Consider the following 19,981-nt stretch of genomic DNA (forward strand, 5'->3'; position numbering starts at 1 on the left):
GATACGCCTTACTTGTTCAGCACCGACAGCAGCGTCGAGCCGAGCTCCGACGGGCTGGCCGCGACCTTGATCCCGGCCGCTTCCATCGCCGCGATCTTGTCCTCGGCGCCGCCCTGGCCGCCCGACACGATCGCACCGGCATGGCCCATGCGACGGCCCGGAGGCGCGGTGCGGCCCGCGATGAAGCCGGCCATCGGCTTCGAACGACCGCGCTTGGCTTCGTCACGCAGGAACTGCGCGGCTTCTTCTTCCGCCGAGCCGCCGATCTCGCCGATCATGATGATCGACTGGGTTTCGTCATCGGCCAGGAACAGCTCCAGCACGTCGATGAAGTTGGTGCCGTTGACGGGATCGCCGCCGATGCCGACCGCGGTCGTCTGACCCAGGCCGGCGTTCGAGGTCTGGAACACCGCCTCATAGGTCAGCGTGCCCGAGCGCGAGACGACGCCGACCGAGCCCTTCTTGAAGATCGAACCCGGCATGATGCCGATCTTGCACTCGCCCGGCGTCAGCACGCCCGGGCAGTTCGGACCGATCAGGCGCGACTTCGAACCCGACAGGGCGCGCTTCACCTTGACCATGTCGAGGACCGGAATGCCCTCGGTGATCGCGACGATCAGCGGGATCTCGGCGTCGATCGCTTCCAGGATCGAGTCGGCAGCGAAGGGCGGCGGCACATAGATGACCGACGCGTCGGCGCCCGTCTTCGACTTGGCTTCGGCGACGGTGTTGAAGACCGGCAGACCGATATGCTCGGTGCCGCCCTTGCCCGGCGTGACGCCGCCGACCATCTGCGTGCCGTACGCCAGCGCCTGCTGGGTGTGGAACGTGCCGGTTTCACCCGTCATGCCCTGGGTGATGACCTTGGTGTTCTTGTTGACGAGGATGCTCATCTAACTTCTCTTCCTCTTGTTCCCCGGCGAAGGCCGGGGCCCAGTTGGGGAAACGGTCATGGCAGTGCGATCCGGTCGTAAAGATCATCCCAGTCGGGATTGAGCCCTTCGATTTCCCGCAGCTTCCAGGCCCGCTTCCATTCCTTCATCCGCAGCTCGCGCTGCCGTGCTGATTCGATGCTCTCATGCGCCTCGAACCAGACGAGGCGATGACAGCGATGCTTTCGCGTGAACCCGGCGACCACCCCGTCGCGATGCTGAAGCACGCGCCGGGCGAGGTTGCTGGTCACACCGAGATAGAGCGTCCCGTTGCGATCGCTGGCCATGATATAGACATAGCCCGGTCGCTCCATCTCGAATGCCTTCCCAACTGGGCCCCGGCCTCCGCCGGGGCACAATGGAATGGATCAGGCCAGCGACTCGTCGATACCCTTGCAGGCGACGAGCAGTTCCTTGACCGCATCGACCGAGACCTGAAGGTTGGCCTTCGCCTCGTCCGACAGCTTGACCTCGACGACCTTCTCGACGCCGTTCGCGCCGATCACGACGGGCACGCCGACATAGAGGTTGTCGATGCCATATTCACCCGACAGGTGCGCCGCGGCAGGCAGGATGCGCTTCTGGTCATAGAGATACGCCTCGGCCATCGCGATGCCGCTCGTGGCGGGCGCATAGTAAGCCGAGCCGGTCTTGAGCAGCGCGACGATCTCGCCGCCGCCGCCGCGCGTGCGCTTGATGATCTCGTCGACCTTTTCCTTGGTCGAGAAGCCCATCTCGATCAGGTCGCTGACCGGGATGCCGCTGACGGTCGAATATTCCAGGACCGGGACCATCGTGTCGCCGTGGCCGCCGAGCACGAAGGTGTTCACGTCCTTCACCGACACGCCGAACTCCTCGGCGAGGAAGTGCGAGAAGCGCGCCGAGTCGAGCACGCCCGCCATGCCGACGACCTTGTTCGCGGGCAGGCCCGAGAATTCGCGCAGCGCCCAGACCATCGCGTCGAGCGGGTTGGTGATGCAGATCACGAAGGCATCGGGCGCGTTGGCGGCGATACCCTCGCCGACCGCCTTCATCACCTTCAGGTTGATGCCGAGCAGATCGTCACGGCTCATGCCGGGCTTGCGCGCGACACCGGCGGTGACGATGATCACATCGGCGCCCGCGATATCGGCGTAGTCGTTGGAACCCTTGATATTCGCGTCGAAGCCTTCGACCGGGCCGCACTGCGACAGGTCGAGCGCCTTGCCCTGCGGAACACCCTCAACGACGTCGAACAGGACGATATCGCCCAGCCCCTTGAGCGCGGCGAGGTGCGCCAGCGTGCCGCCGATATTACCGGCGCCGATCAGCGCGATCTTCTTGCGAGCCATTCCAATCCTACTCCGTAGTGGACGTACGTGATTGGTCACGCGGCCTACGCCTATTGCGGCGTCGGGGCAACCGTTATTCCACAGAGTTTAAGATTTTAAACGATAATGGTTCGCAAGTGCATTAAGGCTTAATTAAGCCCCTTCCGAGCCATGGCCCTGGGCCAGATACTCCTCGGACCGCATCTCTTCCAACCGGCTAATCGTACGCTCGAACTCGAACCGGCCATCGCCGGTTTCATAGAGTTCGGCGGGCTGGGCGTCCGCTGCGGCGAGCAGCTTGACCTTGTGTTCGTAGAGCGCGTCGATCAGCTGGACGAAGCGCGCCGCCTCGTTGCGGTTCTCCGGCCCCAGCTTGGGGATGCCGACCAGGATGACGGTGTGGAAACGACGCGCGACCGCCAGATAGTCCGCCGCCCCCCGCGCCTCGCCGCACAGCCGCTTGAACGAGAAGACCGCGACGCCCTTCAGCGCCTTGGGGACATGCAGGACGCGTCCGCCGACCTTCAGGTCTTCACTGGGCACATGCGCGGCATCCTCGACCGGATAGTCGGTCAGGCGGAAGAAGGCCGCCGACAGCGTCATCGTCGCCTTCGGCCCATTGGGCACCAGCCAGGTGTCCAGCCGCCCCAGCCGGTCGCGCCGATAGTCGGTAGGGCCATTCAGCGCCAGCACGTCCAGTCGCGCCTCGATCAGCGCGATGAAGGGCAGGAAATGCTCACGATTAAGCCCGTTCTTGTAGAGGTCCCTGGGCGGCCGGTTGGAGGTAGTGACGATCGTCACCCCGGCCTCGATCAGCGCGGTGAACAGCCGCGACAGGATCATCGCGTCGGGGCTGTTGGTCACCATCATCTCGTCGAACGCCAGCAGCCGCACTTCCTCGGCAAGGGCTGCGGCGACGGGGGCGATCGGGTCGCCCGCCTGCTTGGCGCGTTCGGTGGCGATGCGGGCGTGCACCTCCAGCATGAACTCGGCGAAATGGACGCGGCGCTTGGCCTCGACCGCGACATGGTCGAAGAACAGGTCCATCAGCATCGACTTGCCGCGCCCGACATCGCCCCAGAGATAGACGCCCTTGGGGGCAGGCGCCCCCTTGCCCGTCAGGCGGGCAAAAAGGCCGGTCTTGCGCGGAGTTTCCAGTTCGGTCGCAAGCTGTTCGAGTCGCGCGGCGGCGGCCGCCTGTTCGGGATCTGGGCGAAGCTCTTCGGCGGAGACCAGGCGGCGATAGGCGTTGAGGATGTCGGGCATGTTGGGGGGCGATGTCTGCCCTGGGGTGGCTGGCGTCAACCCCTCTCCACCCTCACCCTTCCCACCCGCTTGCAGCGGGCGGGCCGCTTCCTTCTCCCATCGGGAGAGGGAGGGAGGCGCGTCAGCGCCGGAAGGGTGAGGGTGGTTGGCGGACCAGATAGAATTGAAAAAGGGGGCCGTCTCCGACCCCCCTTTCCGTTTCCATCAAGCCAACCGGATCAGATGACCCGCTCGGCTTCCATCTTCTTGATCTCGGCGATCGCCTTGGCCGGGTTCAGACCCTTGGGGCAGACATTCGCGCAGTTCATGATCGTGTGGCAGCGATACAGGCGGAAGGGATCCTCCAGCTCGTCCAGACGCTCGCCGGTCATCTCGTCGCGGCTGTCGGCCAGCCAGCGATAGGCCTGGAGCAGGATCGCCGGGCCGAGGAACTTGTCGCTGTTCCACCAATAGCTGGGGCACGAGGTCGAGCAGCAGGCGCAGAGGATGCACTCATACAGACCGTCCAGCTTGGCGCGGTCGTCCGGCGACTGGAGCCGCTCCTTGCCCGACGGGGCAGGCGACACGGTCTGCAGCCACGGCTTGATCGAGGCGTACTGCGCATAGAAATGCGTGAAGTCGGGAACCAGATCCTTGACCACGTCCATATGCGGCAAGGGCGTGATCTGGACCGTGCCCTTCACATCCTCGATCGCGGTGGTGCAGGCCAGGCCGTTGCGCCCATCGATGTTCATCGCGCACGATCCACAAATACCCTCGCGGCACGAACGGCGGAAAGTCAGCGAGCTGTCCTGCTCGGCCTTCATCTTGATCAGCGCGTCGAGCACCATCGGGCCGCACTCGTCCAGGTCGACCTCGAACGTGTCGTAGCGCGGGTTCTGACCCGAATCGGGGTCGTAGCGATAGACCTTGAACTTTTTCAGGCGGCCGCCGGTGGTCGCCTGATGCGTTTCGCCCTTCTTGATGACGCTGTTCTTCGGCAGGGCAAATTCGGCCATGGTCTCTAACCCGCTGGATGGGCCGGTCCCGGGACCGGCAAAGGATTAGCAGAGCCGATACATGACAGGGCCGGTTGTCGCAAATGTCTTCACGCGATTTAGGCGCGGAGTCAGATCACATCAAGGACCAGCCCCAGGTCGCGCGCTTCCTCGGCGTCGATATACCAGTTGCTGGTCGCCTTTTCGCGCAACGTCTCGAACGACACCTGCGAACCGTTGACAATGGCGCGGAAGCCCTCTTCCTGGATCAGGACCGACTGCTCGATCTCATGCAGCTTGGCCTTCAGGATCGCGGGCAGGCTGGTGAGCGGGCCGGTCAGGTCGATCGAACCCGACATCTGCCGTTCGTGGAGCATCAGGCGGGTGCCGCGCGTCAGGAACCGCGTCTCGACCGGAAAGGCCGACATGAAGGTCGCCCCGGCCGAATAGACCGCGACCTTGCCCAGGAACAACGTCTCGCGCCCGGTATAGTCGCGCAGCAGCCGGATCGAGTCGCCCATGGCCCGCGCCATTTCCGGATCGCCGCCCAGCGTGGTGATCGACACGACCAGCGGTCCCTCGGTCGGTGCGGCGGCAAGCTGGTCCTTGAAACCGGCATACATCGCCTCGTCCACCGTGCCGTAAAGCTGGACATGGGGCTGGGCAAGCAACGGGTATTTCACCGCTCTGTTGGGTTCGTCGTGCATGATGGGCGAACCGGGGTTGCCGGATAAGGTTCCGAAGGTCCGGGCGTGGCCTTCGACTTCGCTCAGGCTGAACGGAAGTTTGTATCCAGCCGCTTTTCCTACCCCCCGTTCAGGCTGAGCGAAGTCGAAGCCCAAGGGAATCCCTATCCGCCCTTCGCCCGGGCATAATCCTGCGTCCCCCGCGTCATCACCTCGTCCCCGTCGACGATCGCCGCCACGGGAATATCGGGCAACGCCTTGATTGCCTCATAAAGCGGCGCGAAGTCCGTCTCCAGCGTCGTGCGCAGCAATTCCTCGTAACTCGGGATCACGAAATAATTCTGCTGGAAATCGTCGATCCGATATTCCGTCCGCATGACGCGGGCAAGGTCGAAGCCGATCCGGTTCGGGCTCGGGTCCTCCAGCGCGAAGCGGCTTTCCGAATAGCTCGACACGATCCCCGCGCCGTAGATTCGCAGGTCGCCGTCCTCGCGCACCAGCCCGAACTCGACGGTGTACCAATAGAGCCGCCCCAGATACTTCAGCGCGTCCATGCCGAGCGCCCGCTGCCCGCCGCGCCCATAGGCGGCGAGATAATCGGCGAAGACCGGGTCGGCGAGCATCGGCACATGCCCGAAAACGTCATGAAAGACGTCCGGCTCTTGCAGATAGTCGAGCTGCTCGGGCCGCCGGATGAAATTGCCCGCGACGAAGCGGCGATTGGCCATATGGTCGAAGAACACGTCGTCGGGCACAAGCCCCGGCACCGCCACGACCTGCCACCCGGTGAGCTTCATCAGCCGTTCGGACAGTTCCTCGAAATCGGGAATGCCCGGCCGCGACAGCTTGAGCACGTCGAGACCGCGCAGATAGGCCTCCGACGCACGGCCCGGCAGCAGCCTGGACTGGCGCGCAAACAGCGTGTCCCAGGTCGCATGTTCCTCTGCGGTGTAATGCTCCCACCCCTGTGGGATGGTCCAGTCTGCGGAGGCTCCCTCGGGCGGGGCGGCGAGAACATGGGTATCCTGTGCCATTCGCGGAGCCTATCATGATGATGGTGACAAATGAAACCATATCGTGGCGACGGCTGGGGCGCGTTGCAAGGGGGGCGCTGGCCGCTATCGGCCTGATCCTGCTGGCCTATCTGGGCATGGGGCTGGCGCTGGGGGCGATCCCGCGGACGACCGCGCCGATGCCCGAGGCGGGTGCGGATGCCATCACCATCTTCGTCGAGTCGAGCGCGATCCACACCGCGATCATCGTACCCAAACAGGCGGCGGGAATGGACTGGCGCGACTGGGCAAGGCCGCAGGACCTGCGCGACCCGCGCTATGCCGGTTTTCCCTTCCTGGCCATCGGCTGGGGCGAGGCGGGCTTTTTTCGCGAGACGCCGCGCTGGCGTGACGTGAAGCCGGGCACGATCCTGCACGCCGCGCTGGGCAGCGACCGGACGCTGATCCATGTCGACCATCTGCCGCTGCCCCATGCGAATGGCGACGATGTGCGGGCGATCCGCCTGTCGCCCGAGGCCTATCGCCACCTGATCGCCTTCATCCAGGCGAGTTGGCGGCGCGGTGGCCCGCACTATCCCGGCTATGACGTGTATGACGCTTTTTATGAGGCGAGCGGGCGCTACAGCGCGGTCCATACCTGCAACAGCTGGACCGGCGATGCACTGGCGGCGGCGGGGGTGCGGATGGGGTGGTGGACGCCCTTTCCCTGGACGGTGACGTGGTGGCTGTGATCCCGCCGCCGTCCAAGACGCTCTGGGCCGCCGAATTGCCGCGCGCGCTGTGGATGGGCGCGACCTGGTGGCGGCACCGCGCCTCGCTGACCGCCGCGCCGGAGGGAGACGGGCGGACGGTGATGGTGCTGCCCGGCCTGTTCAACACCGATGGATCGAATATCGTGCTGCGCCGCTACCTGGCCGCCAAGGGCTACCGCGTTCATGGCTGGGGGCTGGGCCGCAACCGTGGGGTGCGCAGCGTCGGGGCGGAGGCCGAACGGCTGATCGCCCGCATCGAGTCATTATCGGATCAGGGGCCGGTGACGCTGATCGGTATCAGCCTGGGCGGGATCATGGCGCGGATGGCGGCGCAAGCCCGCCCCGATCTGGTCGCGGGCGTCATCGCCATCGCCTCGCCCTATGCCGGGCCACCCCGCGCGACCAATGTCTGGCGGGCGTTCGAGCGGCTGACCGGCGAGCGGGTGGATGACCCGACGGTGATCGCGCGCTCGGCGGCGATTGCGGGTCCGCTGCCCTGCCCTTCCGCTGCGATCTGGAGCCGGAACGACGGGCTGGTCGCAGGCACGATCTGCCGCGACGACACGACCCCGGCGGTCGAGGTCACGTCCAGCCATTTATGGGTTCAGCACCGGCCGCAGGTGCTGGTGGCGGTGGCGACCATCCTCGCCGGATGGCCGCCGCCCGTCAGCGATCAATCGTTGGCGGCGCGATAGCCGTCATAGCCCTGCTGACCCTGCTGGCATTGCTCCGGGTGCTTGCGGCACTGCTTCTCATATTCGCGGCGTTCGCGGCCTTCGCGCGCTTCCTTCTTGCGCATCTTGCGGCCGTAATTGCGGTCGGCCTCGTCCTGGCTCGTCGTCGTCCAGTCGACCACCTGCCCCGCCGCCTGGAAGGGGGCCTTCACCACGCTGGCGACCGTCTTGACGCAGCCTCCGGTGGCCAGCGGCAGGGTTAGGACGGCGAGTTTCAGGACGAGGTTACGCATGGTCTTGGGATCTTTCAGCGGGCGCGTAGATAAGCGTTGCGGGTTTCTACCCCGATTTGCGGGAAATCGGTGAAGAAACCGTCGATGCCCTGGCCCAGCGCGGCGCGCATTTCGCCTGCGACATCGCCATGCGCCTTGGGATCGGCGCCCATGCGAAAGCCGGCCCGCACGAACTGGTTTTCCGCGCGATAGGTCCAGGGGTGGACGCGAAGGCCCGCCGCATGGGCGTCGGCGACCAGGGACGAAGGCGCATCGCCGTTCCACAGCATCGCCTTGTCCGGCCCGATCCCCCAGGCATAGGTCGCGACCTGCTTCATGCCCTCGGGCGTCATCATCGCGGCATAGCTGGGCGCGGCATTGTCCGCCGGACCGCCCTCGCCCGCGACCAGCTGGATCAGGCGGATGCCGGTCATGGTCTTGAGGTGCTTGAGGTTGTTCACCTCGAACGACTGGATGAAGACCGGCGCATCGGCCGTCTTCCAGCCCGCCTTGTCCAGCGCGGCGACCAGCCGGGCGTCGGTGCCCTTGCCGATTCCGGCGAAATAGGTCGGATGCTTGGTTTCGGGATAGATGGCGATGGTGCGACCGGTCTCCCTCGACCGGGTCTTCGCCAGCGCGATGATCTCCTCCAGCGTCGGGATCTCGAACTGCCCGTCATAGGCGGTCGAGCGCAGTTGCGGCAGGCGTTCGCGGGCGCGGAGCGTCTTCAGCTCGGCGAGCGTGAAGTCCTCGGTGAACCAGCCGGTCTCGGCCTGGCCGTCGATCGTCTTGGTCGTCTTGCGATCGGCGAACTCCGGGTGGGCGGCGACATCGGTCGTGCCCGAAATCTCGTTCTCGTGCCGCGCGACGAGATGACCGTCCTTGGTCGGCACCAGATCGGGCTCGATCACGTCCGCGCCCTCGCGGATCGCAAGATCATAAGCGGCCAGCGTATGTTCGGGGCGCTCCCCGCTGGCCCCGCGATGCGCGATGACGATCGGGGACGAAAGGCGGGGCGAGGAAAGCGGCTTGGGGGCGTCGGCGGACATGGCCTCACCCTGCCCCATGACGAGCGCGGCGGCAATGAGAGTGGTTCGCAACGGGAAACGCAGGGAAATCATGGCGTTTGTTCATCCATTCCTAATCCCAAAGGGGATGCGCCCGTGCATTTCACAATCAATGGTCAATCGCATGACATCGAGGTCGATGTCCGAACCTCCCTCCTCGATCTGTGTCGCGAGCATCTGGGCCTGACCGGCTCGAAAAAGGGCTGCGACCATGGCCAGTGCGGCGCGTGCACGATGCTGGTCAACGGACGCCGCGTGAACAGCTGCCTGACGCTGGCCGTGATGCATCAGGATGACGAGATCACCACCATCGAGGGATTGGGCCAGCCGGGCAACCTCCATCCGCTTCAGGACGCCTTTGTCCGCCACGACGGTTTCCAGTGCGGATATTGCACGCCGGGCCAGATCTGCTCGGCGGTCGGCATGATGGACGAGGTGAAGAAGGGCTGGCCCAGCCACGTCACCGAGGATTTGGGCGCGGCCGAGCTGACGGTGGAGGAAATCTCCGAGCGGATGAGCGGCAATTTGTGCCGCTGCGCTGCCTATCCCAATATCGTCGATGCGATCCGCGACGTGGCGGGTCTGGGCGACCGCAATCCCAACGAGGACGTCGGTAAGGAGGTCGCGGCATGAAGCTGTTCGACTATGCCCGCGCCGACTCGGTCGCGACCGCCACCCGTGACGGGGCGGTGCCCGGCGCACGCTTCATCGCCGGGGGCACCAACCTGCTCGACCTGATGAAATTGCAGGTCGAGACGCCCGAGACGTTGGTCGACATCAGCCGCCTGGCCCTGACGGAGATCGAGGAGCGCGAGGATGGCGGCCTGACCATCGGTGCGCTGGTGCCCAATAGCGACCTTGCCGCCGATGCCCGCGTGATCGAGCGCTATCCGGTGCTGTCGCGCGCCTTGCTGGCCGGGGCTTCGGGGCAATTGCGCAACAAGGCATCGACCGGCGGCAACCTGCTCCAGCGCACGCGCTGCTATTATTTCTACGACCCCGCCACCCCGTGCAACAAGCGCGAGCCCGGCAGCGGCTGTTCGGCGATCGGCGGCGAGAACCGCATCCTGGCGATCCTTGGCACTTCGGACCAGTGCATCGCGACGCACCCCAGCGACATGGCCGTCGCCATGCGCGCGCTGGAGGCGGTGATCGTCACGCAAAAGCCCGACGGCGACCGCCGCCGGATCGCGATCGGTGACTTTTATCGCCTGCCGGGAGCCACGCCCGAGATCGAGAATGTCCTGGAGCCGGGCGAGCTGATCACCCATGTCGAACTGCCCCCCGCGCCTGCAGGTCGTCAGACCTATCGCAAGGTGCGCGACCGGGCGTCCTATGCCTTTGCGCTGGTCTCGGTCGCCGGAATCGTCGCGGTCGAGGGCGGCCGGATCACCTCGGCGCGCCTCGCCTTTGGCGGGCTCGGCCCGATGCCGTGGCGCGACGAGGCGGTGGAGGCCGCGCTGGTTGGACAGGAGCCGACCGACGCCGCCTTCCACGCCGCCGCCGACGCGCTGCTGGCGGACGCCAGGGGCTATGGCTCGAACGACTTCAAGATTCCGCTGACGCGTCGCACCCTGATCGCGACGCTCCGTGAACTGACGCAGGAGGGCTGATCCCATGTTCGGATTCGGCAAGGACGACACGAACGCGCTGACCATGAATCAGCCGCATCCCGACAGCCTGCTCGACACGGGCGTGCAGGGGGTGATTTCCAAACCGCTCGACCGGGTGGACGGCCCGAAAAAGGTGACGGGCACCGCCACCTATGCGGCCGAGTACGCCATCGAAAATGTCGCGCATGGCGTGCTGGTCAGTGCGACCAAGGGCCATGCCAAGATCAAGGCGATCGACGCCGATGCGGTCAAGGCCATGCCCGGCGTCATCGACGTCATCACCGACTACGACACCTTCATCCGCAATTCGCAGCAGGGCGGCGAGACGAGCGCACCGACTCAAGGCGTGCGCACCATCGACTATTTCGGCGAGATCATCGCGATCGTCGTCGCCGAGAGCTTCGAAGTGGCGCGTGACGCGGCCAAGCAACTGAAGGTCGACTATGAACCGCTCGACGGCACGTTCGACTATGAGGCAAACAAGGGCGAAGCCGAGCCTGCGCCCGACGGCCTGATCAAGGGCCATTACGATCAGGGCGATTTCGACAAGGCGTTCGAGAATGCGCCCGTCAAGGTCGACGTCACCTATACCACCCCCAGCCAGAACTCGGCGGCAATGGAGCCCCATGCCTCGATCGCGGTATGGGAAGACGGCGCGCTGACGCTCTACGGCGCGTACCAGATGCCGACCTCCGACGCGCAGCAGCTGGCCAAGGCGCTGGGCGTCGCGCAGTCCAAGGTGCGGATCATCTCGCGCTATATCGGCGGCGGGTTCGGGTCGAAGCTGGGCATCGCGCCCGAAAGCGTCGCCGTCGCCATCGCCGCCAAGCAGCTTGGCCGCCCGGTCAAGGCGGTGATGCTGCGCCAGCAGGTGTTCGACGCCACCATCCGCCGTTCCAATACCGAACAGCGGATGCGGCTGGGTGCCGAGGCGGGCGGCCGGATCGTGGCGCTGGGCCATGAATCCATCACCTCCAACCTGCCCGACGAAGATTTCTTCGAACCCGTCGGGATCGGTACGCACTTCCTCTATGGCGGTGAGAATCGGCGGATCAATCATGACGTGGTCCGGCTGAACTGGACGCTGTCGGGCTCGATGCGCGCGCCCGGCGAGGCGGTCGGCATGGTCGGCATGGAATGCGCCATGGACGAGCTGGCCGAAGCCATCGGCATGGACCCCATCGCCCTGCGCAAGGTCAACGACCCCCAGCAGGACCCGGAATTGAAGGTCCCCTATTCCTCGCGCAACCTGACGCGTTCGCTGGAGGAAGGCGCGAAGCATTTCGGCTGGGACCAGCGCCAGGCACCGGGCCAGCGGCGCGAGGGCGACTGGCTGATCGGCATGGGCGTCGCCGCCGCCTGCCGCTCGAACCAGTTGCAACAGTCCGCCGCCAAGGTCGAACTGCACCCGGACGGCAGTGCGACGGTATCCTCGGCGATGACCGATATCGGTACGGGCAGCTATACCATCATGGCGCAGATCGCCGCCGAGATACTGGGCCTGCCGGTTGAGAAGGTGACCATGTCGCTGGGCGACACCAACGATCCCCCCGCCGCCGGTTCGGGCGGGTCCTGGGGTGCGGCGTCGGCTGGTTCGGCGGTGTATCTCGCGGCCGAGCGCGTGCGCGAGAGGCTGGCCAAGGCGATGGGCGTGAAGCCCGAGGACCTGACGCTCAAGGACGGCATGGCGATCGGCGACAATCGCTCGGTGCCGCTGGCCGAACTGGTCGGCAAGGACGGCCTGTCCGCCATCGGCGAGATCAAGCCGGGCCAGCAGGAAAAACAGTTCAACCAGGCGAGCTACGGAGCGCATTTCGCCGAGGTCGGCGTGAACGTCGTCACCGGCGAGGTCCGCGTCCGGCGGATGCTGGGCGTGTTCGCGGCGGGGCGCGTGCTCAACGCCAAGACGGCGCGCTCGCAATGCCTGGGCGGCATGACCTTCGGCATCGGCACCGCGCTGACCGAGGATCTGATCCACGATCCGCGCACCGGCAAGCTGGTCAACCACGACCTAGCGGAATATCATGTGCCGGTGAACGCCGATGTGCCCCAGCTGGAAGTCCATTTCCTCGACGAGCGGGACATCCATGCCAATCCGATCCATGCCAAGGGGATCGGCGAGCTGGGCATTTCCGGCGCGGCCCCGGCCGTGGTCAACGCCATCTACAACGCCACCGGCGTGCGGGTGCGTGAAATGCCGGTAACGCTCGACAAGCTGCTCGATCATCTTCCGGCGCTTTGATGAGCGACCATGACAGCGTCCTCGCCGCCGCCAGGGAATGGCGGGGCGAGCCGATGGCGATCGCGACGGTGGTGTCGACCTGGGGGTCGGCACCACGCCCGCGCGGCAGCCATATGCTGGTCCATGCCGATGGCCGGTTCGAGGGATCGGTGTCGGGCGGCTGCGTCGAGAACGACATTCTTCACACCGCCGCCGAAGTCATCGCGGGCGCGCCGTTCCAGGTGAAGCGCTACGGCGTGGCGGACGCCTCGGCCTGGGAAGTCGGCCTGCCCTGTGGCGGCGAGATCGCCGTGATGGTGCAGCCGGTGTCGGCGGACGGCTTCGACCCCGAACTCTTCGACCGGATCGCCGAGGCGCGCGAGCGGGGCCAAGCGCTGACCGTCACCACCGACCTGACCAGCGGCCATTCGGACCTGCGCCCGATCGAGACGGGGGAGGTCTTCGCCAATCGCTACGATCCGCCGCGCCGGTTGCTGATCGTCGGCGCGGTGCAGATCGCCCAGTCTCTTGCGCAACTCGCGCAGACTTTGGGCATCGCCACGGTCGTCATCGACCCGCGCGCCCGCTTCCTGACCGAGGAACGCTTTCCCGGCGTCACGCTGGACGACCGCTGGCCCGACGAGGCGGTGGCGGCCTATGCCCCCGGCCCCGCGACCGCCGTGGTGACGCTGAGCCACGATACCAAGATCGACGACCCCGCATTGGTCGCCGCGCTCGCCAGCGACACTGCCTATGTCGGTGCTTTGGGAAGTCGGCGCAGCCATGCCGCACGACGCGAGCGGCTGGCGGCGATGGGTGTCGCCGCAGAAGCGATCGACCGGATCGACGGTCCGGTCGGGCTGGATATCGGCGCGATCGGCCCTTCCGAAATTGCCTTGTCGATCGCAGCCGCCATGATCGGAGCCTTTCATGATCGCCCCTGAGAATGTCGCCCTGGTCCTGCTGGCGGCGGGCCGGTCGAGCCGGTTCGGCATGGAGAACAAGCTGGAAGCCAAGTTTCTCGGCAAGCCGGTCGGCTTTCACGTCACCACCGCGTTGGAGAGCATCCCCTTTGCCGAGCGGATCGTGGTGACGGACGGATGCCAGCTCGACTTCGCGTCACGCGGCTATCGCGTCATCCACAACGCCGAGGTCGGTCGGGGCATGTCCCACTCGCTGCATCTGGGCGTGCGCGAGGCGATGACGGCGTCGCCTCGGGCGATCCTGATCGCCCTGGCCGATATGCCGCGCGTGACGGCGGCGCACATCTATCGCCTGTTCGATGCGTTCGAGGGGCCGGAATCGGTGGTGGTGTCGAGCAATGGCGAGCACCCCACTCCGCCGGGCATCTTCGGTGCGGGCCGGTTCGACGCGTTGCTGACTCTGCAAGGCGACGAGGGCGGCCGCAGGCTGGTCGCGGGCGGACGGCATGTCGTGACCACGCCTGCCGAGCTGATCGACATCGACACGCCCGAGGATCTGGAACGCCTGCGCCAGCTCGTCCACGCCCCCGAGCGGACGATCACTCGTGGCGAAGCGCGTCGATCGGATTGAGCGCCGCCGCCCGCCGCGCCGGGAAATAGCCGAACACCACCCCGATCACCGCCGAAATGGCAAAGGCGATGATGTTGATCTGCGGATCGAAGGTCCAGGGCACCTGCATCACCGGCACCAGCAGAGCGATGATCGCCTGGGCCAGGATCAGGCCGATGATCCCGCCCAGGCAGGACAGCACCACCGCCTCGACCAGGAACTGCATCAACACCTCGCGCGCGACCGCACCGATGGCCAGGCGGATGCCTATCTCACGCGTCCGCTCGGTCACGGACACCAGCATGATGTTCATAATGCCGATGCCGCCGACGACCAGGCTGATCGCCGCCACCGCCGCGACGATGCGGGTCAGCATGGTCGTCGTGCTGGTCAGCGTATCGCTGATCTGCTTGGTGTCGAAGATGTTGAAGTCGTCGTCCTTGCCGCCGCTGATGTTGCGCCGTTCGCGAAGCAGATCGGTGAGCGACGATTGCACGGCCGAGGTCGAATAGGCCTGATCGACACCGACCAGCATCAGGCGAATGTCGCGGCTGCCGGTGAAGCGGCGCTGGACCGCCTTGATCGGCATCAGCACCACGTCGTCCTGATCGCCGAAGCCCCCCTGCCCGCGTGTCGTCAGCACGCCGATCACGTCGCAGCTGATCGCCCCGATACGGAAGCGCTTGCCGACCGCATCGGTGCTGCGGAACAGGTTCTGGCGGACGGTATTGCCGATGATGCACACCGCCTTGCCCGCTGCCTGCTCGGCCGGGGTCCAGGTGCGGCCCGAGGCCAGCGGCCAGGGCTGGACGGTGAAATAGGCCAGCGTCGTACCGGTGACGGTCGTCGACCAGTTCGCGCCTTCGTAGATGGCGGTCGCCGTCGTCTGCGCCTGCGGCGCCACCGCCGTGACGCCCGCGATCTGGTCGGCGATCGCCTCGACGTCCTCGGGCTTGAAGTCGGGCGGACGCGGGCCGCCGCCGCCGCGTCCGAAGCCCTGGCCGGGGCGGACCTGAAGGATGTTGGTGCCCAGCGACGAGATCGACTGCTGCACGGCCGCCGTCGTCGCCTTGCCCAGCGTCACCATGGTCACGACCGCGCCGACGCCGATGATGATGCCCAACGTCGTCAGGAACGAGCGCAGCACATGCCGCCGGATCGAGCGGATGGCGAGGATGAGCGTGGTGCCGAACATCAGTTCCCATTCCTGTCGAACGGGGCCATGTCCGGCACGACGCCCGGCCGGTGCTGCGCCTCGATCCGATCGACCAGCCCATCCTTGAAGTGGATGACCGTGTGCGCGAACGCCGCCATGTCCGGTTCGTGCGTGACCATCAGCACGGTGATGTTGCTGTCCCGGTTGAGCCCGGTCAGCAACTCCATGATCTCGACCGAGCGTTCGGAATCGAGATTGCCGGTCGGCTCGTCGGCGAGAAGGACGTCGGGGCTGGTGACGATGGCGCGCGCGATCGCCACGCGCTGCTGCTGCCCGCCCGACAGCTCGGCGGGCGTATGGTCCCACCATTTGTCGAGGCCGACCTTCTCCAGCGCCGCCATGCCCATCTCGCGCCGGGTCCGTTTGTCCTCACCGCGATAGAGCAGCGGCAGCTCGACATTCTCCAGCGCGGTGGTGCGCGACAACAGGTTGAAGCCCTGGAACACGAAGCCCAGATAGCGCCGCCGCAGCATCGCGCGCTGGTCGCGGTCCAGCGTCTCGACATGATGGCCGCGGAACAGGAAGTTTCCGCCGCTCGGCACGTCGAGACATCCCAATATGTTCATCGTGGTCGACTTGCCCGACCCCGAAGGCCCCATCACGGCGACGAAATCACCCGCTGCGATGTCCAGGTCGACGCCCTTCAGCGCCTGGAACTGGGTCGCTCCCATGCCATAGGTCTTGGTGACGCCGCGAAGCTGGATGAGCGGGGCGTCAGCGGCCACCACCGCCCCCGCCCTGCTGGCCGCCGCCCTGACGCCGCTGGCCACCGCCACGGGGCGCGGCGCTCTCGCCACCCGCAAGCTGCCCGGTGATGACCTGCATGCCGGGCTTCAGGCCGCCCGACAGCACCTCGGTCATCGAACCGTTGGTGTCGCCGGTGACGATCTGGATCGGCTGCGGCTTGCCGTCGTCGCCCCGGACATAGACGGTCTGGGTCGCGCCGCGCTGAACCGTGGCGGTGCGCGCGGCGCGGTCCCGGCGCGGGCGGAAGGTCAGCGAGCCCGCAATGCCGCCGCCGCCCGCTTGCGCGCCGTCGGACGGCTTGAAGCGCAGCGCCGCGTTGGGGATCAGCATGACGTTCTTCTTGTCCGACGTCACGATATCGGCGGTCGCGGTCATGCCGGGGCGCAGTTGCAGGTCGGGATTGCCGACCGTCAGGTCGGCGGCATAGCTGACCACCTGCCCCGTGGTCGAGGCGGCGCTGGTGGTCGAGGAGGCGGACGAGGTCGCCGCGCTGACCGTCAGGTTCGACCCCAGATCGACGCGGGTGATCGTCGCGGGGAAAGTCCGCCCCGGAAAGGCGTCGACGGTGAAATTGGCCTTCTGTCCGACCTTCACCTCGCCGACATCGGCCTCGTCGATCGCGACCTCCAGCTTCATCTTGGTCAAGTCTTCGGCGATGACGAACAGGGTCGGCGTGTTGAACGACGCCGCGACCGTCTGGCCCGGATCGACCTGGCGCGCCAGCACCACGCCGGACACGGGCGAGCGGATGATCGCGCGCTGGCGCTGGGTCTGCGACTGGGCCAGCTGGGCGCGGGCGGCGGTGACATTGGCCTCCGCGACGCGCAGCGCGGCGACCGCGCGCTGGGCATCGGCACGCCCCGCCTGAAGTTCGGTGGCCGAGGGCACACGGCCGTTCGACAGCTTGTACACCTGTTCCAGTCGCGCCAGCTGCGCCTGCGATTCCGACACGGTCGCGCGCGCCTGCGCCACCTGCGCGACATTGGCGGCCAGCGTCGCCTGGGCGGCGCGGATCTGGTCGTCGATCTGTTCGGGATCGATCAGCGCCAGCGCCTCGCCCGCCTTCACCCGGTCGTTCACATCGACCACGACCTTCGTCACCAGACCCGACAGCTGCGAGCCGACCGTCACCTGGTTGGTCGGCGCCAGCTTGCCGGTGGCCGAGACGGTCACGGTCAGGTCGCCGCGCGTGACCGGGGCGGTCGCGAAGCCCGCTTCCTTCGATCCGCCGAAACAGCTTTTCAGCAACAGCGCGAGCAGCACCACGCCGACGACCACCACGCCCCACTGCACCCATTTGCGCCAGCGCGGCTGTGGCTTCACGCCCAGGAAATCGTCGAGAGTCTGGTCGGCCATCAGCGGTTGTCCGGGGTTGTGGCGAGGCGCGGCGGCGCTTCGGGGGTGGTCGTGTCGTCCCATCCGCCGCCCAGCGCGGCGAACAGCGCGACTTGCGCGGTCGCGGCGTCGGACCGGGCCTGAACCAGCCCGTTCTGTGCGTTCAGGAACGCCGCCTCCTGTTGCGACAGGGTGGTGAAATCGGTGAGGCCCGAGCGATATTGGCTGCGCGCCAGGATCGCCGAGTTGCGCGCGGCGTCGAGTTGAATGGCGAATTGCCGTTCCCGCTCGCGCGCGGTGTTGAGCGCGACGATCGCGTTCTCGACATCCTCCAGCGCGAGCAGGACGGTGCCCTGATAGGCGGCATAGCTCTGATCGGCGAGCGCCTGGGCATTGCGCACTTGGCTGCGCAGTCGTCCGCCGTTGAAGATCGCCTGGGTCAGGCCTGCAAACAGGCTGCCGGTGATCGCGTCACCCAGCGAACCGATGCTGGTCGCCGCCGTATTGATGTTCCCGGAAATGGCGAGCGCCGGATAGAGCGCGGCCTGCGCCACGCCGATCCGCGCGGTGGCGGCGGCCAGATTGCGCTCGGCCGCGCGGACATCGGGGCGGCGGCGCAGGATATCGGCGGGAATGCCGGTGCCGATCACGGCGGGGCCGGTGGGGATCGGCCTCACCGCCGCCAGCCGCGCCTTGACCGCGCCGGGTGCCTGGCCGGTCAGCACGCCCAGCCGCGACACGGCGGCATTATATTGCTGTTCGATCGAGGGGATGGTCGCGGCGGTCTGGGCCCGCTGGCCACGCGCCTGTTCGGCGTCCAACGAGGAAACGAGGCCCGCCTGCACCCGGAATCCGGCAATCTCCAGATTGTCGTCCTGCAGCGACAGGCTGGCCCGCGCATTGGCCAGCTGTGCCTGATAGGCCCGCGCCAGCATGTAGTTGCGCGCCAGCTCGCTCTCGACGGTCAGCAGCGTGGCGGCATAGCTGAACCCTGCGCCCTCATAGGTCGCCTGGGTCGCCTCCACCGTGCGGCGGACTTCGCCGAACAGGCCGACCTGATAGCTGGCCGACAGTCCCACGGTGAAGCTGTTGCTGCCGCCCCCGCCGGTATCGACGACGGTACCGTCGGGCAGCGTGAAGCTGCGACCGCCGCCGCGCAGATTCTCGTTGCGCTGATAGCCGGTCGAGCCGGAGACATTGGGCAGCAGCGACGCGCGGCTCTGGATCAGGCTTTCGCGCGCCTGCCGCAGCCGGGCGATCGCCTGCACCACGTCGGTGTTGGCGACCACCGCCTGCTCGACCAGTTCAGCGAGCAGCGGATCGTCGAACGACCGCCACCACCGGGTCAGGTCCTGCGCCTGCGCATTGGCGGCGGGCACCGACCAGATGGCGGGCACCCCCAGCGCTTGCGGAGCGGCGGGGCGGTAATCGGGGCCGACCGTACAGCCGGACAAGGCGGCTGTGGCCAGGAGAAGGACGCGGGCGCGAGGCTTCATGGCCCGGAACGTGCCGTGCCGTTACGGCCCCGTCCAGTGTGTTTATGTCGCAAATTGTGACGGATGCGGCAGATTGCCGTCATCCCGTGCGACACGTTTCCGCAGAGTGAAAGTTCCGCTGAAATTCAAAAATCCTCCCCGGTACGGGGAGGTGGCAGGGCGCAAGCCCTGACGGAGGGGGGCTTCCACAAAGGTCATCCCTCGCGGCGATCCCCCTCCACCATGCTACGCACGGTCCCCCTCCCCGCTAGCGGGAAGGATCAGCTCTTACCGCCCTACCCAATCGGATATCTGCTGGGCGACCTGGTTCGCCGCCTGGTTCAGCGCCGGGCCGACACTCTCATTATCGATCTTGCCGACCGGCACCCGCGCCTCGAAGCGACGCTTTTCGATATTCGTCTGGCCGTCGCGTTGCAGCGTGGCGTCGAACACCACCGCCGCATCGCGACGGGTGGCGTCCATGCCGAACTGGCGCAGCTCACCGCCCAGACGGTCGCCCGGATCGCCGATGGAGTCGCGCGGCGACAGGACGATGCGCCCGGCCCGCGCGGTCAGCGTGTCGGCCATCAGCCGGGCGAACAGCCGCGTCGGCGGCTCGGCCCATTGCGCGTCCTTCACATAGGCGATGCTGGTCGCATTTTCCTGCACCGGCACGCGCGCGGTCGCCAGTTCCTGTGGCGAGGACGGCACCTGGATGGTGATCGACTTGCCGGGTCCGGAATCCTGCGTCTGCCCCACGCTCGGCGCCGACTGCGCCTGGAGCGTCAGCAGCGAGGGCGGCGGCTTGGCGCCGAAGCTGATGCAGCCGGCGAGCGGAAGCGATGCGAGCATCACGATCAGCGGAGTCTTCATGACGGTCCTCATCGGCATC

At 66.7% G+C, this 19,981-nt stretch carries 21 protein-coding genes; 7 read left to right on the plus strand and 14 right to left on the minus strand.

Annotated features, from left to right (window positions below; all coding sequences use genetic code 11):
* Positions 1-8: 8 nt before the first annotated feature.
* The 7 genes from sucD to phhA form a co-directional block, all read right to left on the minus strand.
* A complete protein-coding gene (sucD, locus tag ACWKSV_RS10105) occupies positions 9-893 on the minus strand; it encodes a succinate--CoA ligase subunit alpha (protein ID WP_042484035.1) in 885 nt (294 codons plus the stop codon).
* A 56-nt stretch (positions 894-949) separates the two neighbouring features.
* Complete coding sequence (locus ACWKSV_RS10110; RefSeq protein ID WP_056436998.1) at positions 950-1,246, minus strand: GIY-YIG nuclease family protein; 297 nt, start codon at positions 1,244-1,246, stop codon at positions 950-952.
* Positions 1,247-1,300: 54 nt separating this feature from the next.
* Positions 1,301-2,263, minus strand: coding sequence for a malate dehydrogenase (gene mdh, locus ACWKSV_RS10115; RefSeq protein ID WP_076717375.1), 963 nt, complete (start codon positions 2,261-2,263; stop codon positions 1,301-1,303).
* Between the two features lie 132 nt (positions 2,264-2,395).
* Entirely contained in the window at positions 2,396-3,508 is a 1,113-nt protein-coding gene (zapE, locus tag ACWKSV_RS10120) for a cell division protein ZapE (protein ID WP_191864538.1), read from the minus strand.
* Between the two features lie 218 nt (positions 3,509-3,726).
* Positions 3,727-4,506, minus strand: a complete 780-nt coding sequence (locus tag ACWKSV_RS10125) for a succinate dehydrogenase iron-sulfur subunit (protein WP_042484025.1) — start codon at positions 4,504-4,506, stop codon at positions 3,727-3,729.
* A 110-nt stretch (positions 4,507-4,616) separates the two neighbouring features.
* Positions 4,617-5,192 (minus strand): ATP-dependent Clp protease proteolytic subunit, encoded by a 576-nt coding sequence (locus tag ACWKSV_RS10130; RefSeq protein WP_076717377.1) that lies wholly within the window; start codon positions 5,190-5,192, stop codon positions 4,617-4,619.
* Positions 5,193-5,335: 143 nt separating this feature from the next.
* Positions 5,336-6,205, minus strand: coding sequence for a phenylalanine 4-monooxygenase (phhA, locus tag ACWKSV_RS10135; RefSeq protein ID WP_076717379.1), 870 nt, complete (start codon positions 6,203-6,205; stop codon positions 5,336-5,338).
* 14 nt (positions 6,206-6,219) lie between these two features.
* On the opposite strand from phhA, the gene ACWKSV_RS10140 reads away from it, so the two are divergent.
* Entirely contained in the window at positions 6,220-6,915 is a 696-nt protein-coding gene (locus ACWKSV_RS10140) for a TIGR02117 family protein (RefSeq protein WP_083706702.1), read from the plus strand.
* On the plus strand, positions 6,876-7,631 hold the full coding sequence (locus ACWKSV_RS10145; protein ID WP_237243434.1) for an esterase/lipase family protein: 756 nt from the start codon (positions 6,876-6,878) through the stop codon (positions 7,629-7,631). The genes ACWKSV_RS10140 and ACWKSV_RS10145 overlap by 40 nt, the downstream gene beginning before the upstream one ends.
* Here the strand turns inward: ACWKSV_RS10145 and ACWKSV_RS10150 are convergent.
* Positions 7,610-7,903 carry a hypothetical protein gene (locus tag ACWKSV_RS10150; RefSeq protein WP_056436970.1) on the minus strand — a complete coding sequence of 98 codons (294 nt, stop codon included), beginning with the start codon at positions 7,901-7,903 and terminating at the stop codon, positions 7,610-7,612. The genes ACWKSV_RS10145 and ACWKSV_RS10150 overlap by 22 nt on opposite strands.
* A 14-nt stretch (positions 7,904-7,917) precedes the next feature.
* Complete coding sequence (locus ACWKSV_RS10155; RefSeq protein ID WP_076718388.1) at positions 7,918-8,931, minus strand: glycerophosphodiester phosphodiesterase; 1,014 nt, start codon at positions 8,929-8,931, stop codon at positions 7,918-7,920.
* 114 nt (positions 8,932-9,045) lie between these two features.
* Here ACWKSV_RS10155 and ACWKSV_RS10160 point away from each other — a divergent pair, with 114 nt between their 5' ends.
* The 5 genes from ACWKSV_RS10160 to ACWKSV_RS10180 are packed head-to-tail and all read left to right on the plus strand — an operon-like array spanning position 9,046 to position 14,337.
* Positions 9,046-9,582 carry a 2Fe-2S iron-sulfur cluster-binding protein gene (locus tag ACWKSV_RS10160; RefSeq protein ID WP_076717380.1) on the plus strand — a complete coding sequence of 179 codons (537 nt, stop codon included), beginning with the start codon at positions 9,046-9,048 and terminating at the stop codon, positions 9,580-9,582.
* Positions 9,579-10,562, plus strand: coding sequence for an FAD binding domain-containing protein (locus ACWKSV_RS10165; RefSeq protein WP_191864537.1), 984 nt, complete (start codon positions 9,579-9,581; stop codon positions 10,560-10,562). The genes ACWKSV_RS10160 and ACWKSV_RS10165 overlap by 4 nt, the downstream gene beginning before the upstream one ends.
* 4 nt (positions 10,563-10,566) lie before the next feature.
* The gene (locus ACWKSV_RS10170) at positions 10,567-12,804 is read left to right on the plus strand and encodes a xanthine dehydrogenase family protein molybdopterin-binding subunit (protein ID WP_076717382.1); all 2,238 of its coding nucleotides are present in this window, start codon (positions 10,567-10,569) and stop codon (positions 12,802-12,804) included.
* On the plus strand, positions 12,804-13,727 hold the full coding sequence (locus ACWKSV_RS10175) for an XdhC family protein (protein WP_076717384.1): 924 nt from the start codon (positions 12,804-12,806) through the stop codon (positions 13,725-13,727). The genes ACWKSV_RS10170 and ACWKSV_RS10175 overlap by 1 nt, the downstream gene beginning before the upstream one ends.
* Complete coding sequence (locus tag ACWKSV_RS10180; RefSeq protein WP_076717386.1) at positions 13,714-14,337, plus strand: nucleotidyltransferase family protein; 624 nt, start codon at positions 13,714-13,716, stop codon at positions 14,335-14,337. The genes ACWKSV_RS10175 and ACWKSV_RS10180 overlap by 14 nt, the downstream gene beginning before the upstream one ends.
* Here the strand turns inward: ACWKSV_RS10180 and ACWKSV_RS10185 are convergent.
* From ACWKSV_RS10185 to ACWKSV_RS10205, 5 genes are all read right to left on the minus strand, one after another.
* A complete protein-coding gene (locus ACWKSV_RS10185) occupies positions 14,306-15,511 on the minus strand; it encodes an ABC transporter permease (protein ID WP_056436960.1) in 1,206 nt (401 codons plus the stop codon). The genes ACWKSV_RS10180 and ACWKSV_RS10185 overlap by 32 nt on opposite strands.
* Positions 15,511-16,257 (minus strand): ABC transporter ATP-binding protein, encoded by a 747-nt coding sequence (locus tag ACWKSV_RS10190; protein WP_076718390.1) that lies wholly within the window; start codon positions 16,255-16,257, stop codon positions 15,511-15,513. The genes ACWKSV_RS10185 and ACWKSV_RS10190 overlap by 1 nt, the downstream gene beginning before the upstream one ends.
* The gene (locus ACWKSV_RS10195; protein ID WP_076717387.1) at positions 16,247-17,635 is read right to left on the minus strand and encodes an efflux RND transporter periplasmic adaptor subunit; all 1,389 of its coding nucleotides are present in this window, start codon (positions 17,633-17,635) and stop codon (positions 16,247-16,249) included. Before ACWKSV_RS10195 ends, ACWKSV_RS10190 begins: the two co-directional genes overlap by 11 nt.
* Positions 17,635-19,110, minus strand: a complete 1,476-nt coding sequence (locus ACWKSV_RS10200) for an efflux transporter outer membrane subunit (protein WP_076717389.1) — start codon at positions 19,108-19,110, stop codon at positions 17,635-17,637. Before ACWKSV_RS10200 ends, ACWKSV_RS10195 begins: the two co-directional genes overlap by 1 nt.
* Before the next feature lie 267 nt (positions 19,111-19,377).
* Positions 19,378-19,962, minus strand: coding sequence for an ABC-type transport auxiliary lipoprotein family protein (locus ACWKSV_RS10205; protein ID WP_083706703.1), 585 nt, complete (start codon positions 19,960-19,962; stop codon positions 19,378-19,380).
* Between the last annotated feature and the right edge of the window lie 19 nt (positions 19,963-19,981).

The sequence above is a fragment of the Sphingomonas sp. SphC10 genome (assembly GCF_057004845.1).

Coding starts and splice junctions, on each gene's coding strand:
- ACWKSV_RS10140 (WP_083706702.1), top strand. CDS start 6,220: ATGATGATGGTGACAAATGAAACCATATCGTGGCGACGGCTGGGGCGC.
- ACWKSV_RS10110 (WP_056436998.1), bottom strand. CDS start 1,246: ATGGAGCGACCGGGCTATGTCTATATCATGGCCAGCGATCGCAACGGG.
- ACWKSV_RS10205 (WP_083706703.1), bottom strand. CDS start 19,962: ATGAAGACTCCGCTGATCGTGATGCTCGCATCGCTTCCGCTCGCCGGC.
- ACWKSV_RS10180 (WP_076717386.1), top strand. CDS start 13,714: ATGATCGCCCCTGAGAATGTCGCCCTGGTCCTGCTGGCGGCGGGCCGG.
- ACWKSV_RS10130 (WP_076717377.1), bottom strand. CDS start 5,192: ATGCACGACGAACCCAACAGAGCGGTGAAATACCCGTTGCTTGCCCAG.
- mdh (WP_076717375.1), bottom strand. CDS start 2,263: ATGGCTCGCAAGAAGATCGCGCTGATCGGCGCCGGTAATATCGGCGGC.
- ACWKSV_RS10170 (WP_076717382.1), top strand. CDS start 10,567: ATGTTCGGATTCGGCAAGGACGACACGAACGCGCTGACCATGAATCAG.
- zapE (WP_191864538.1), bottom strand. CDS start 3,508: ATGCCCGACATCCTCAACGCCTATCGCCGCCTGGTCTCCGCCGAAGAG.
- ACWKSV_RS10165 (WP_191864537.1), top strand. CDS start 9,579: ATGAAGCTGTTCGACTATGCCCGCGCCGACTCGGTCGCGACCGCCACC.
- ACWKSV_RS10155 (WP_076718388.1), bottom strand. CDS start 8,931: ATGTCCGCCGACGCCCCCAAGCCGCTTTCCTCGCCCCGCCTTTCGTCC.
- ACWKSV_RS10200 (WP_076717389.1), bottom strand. CDS start 19,110: ATGAAGCCTCGCGCCCGCGTCCTTCTCCTGGCCACAGCCGCCTTGTCC.
- phhA (WP_076717379.1), bottom strand. CDS start 6,205: ATGGCACAGGATACCCATGTTCTCGCCGCCCCGCCCGAGGGAGCCTCC.
- ACWKSV_RS10150 (WP_056436970.1), bottom strand. CDS start 7,903: ATGCGTAACCTCGTCCTGAAACTCGCCGTCCTAACCCTGCCGCTGGCC.
- ACWKSV_RS10175 (WP_076717384.1), top strand. CDS start 12,804: ATGAGCGACCATGACAGCGTCCTCGCCGCCGCCAGGGAATGGCGGGGC.
- ACWKSV_RS10185 (WP_056436960.1), bottom strand. CDS start 15,511: ATGTTCGGCACCACGCTCATCCTCGCCATCCGCTCGATCCGGCGGCAT.
- ACWKSV_RS10125 (WP_042484025.1), bottom strand. CDS start 4,506: ATGGCCGAATTTGCCCTGCCGAAGAACAGCGTCATCAAGAAGGGCGAA.
- sucD (WP_042484035.1), bottom strand. CDS start 893: ATGAGCATCCTCGTCAACAAGAACACCAAGGTCATCACCCAGGGCATG.
- ACWKSV_RS10195 (WP_076717387.1), bottom strand. CDS start 17,635: ATGGCCGACCAGACTCTCGACGATTTCCTGGGCGTGAAGCCACAGCCG.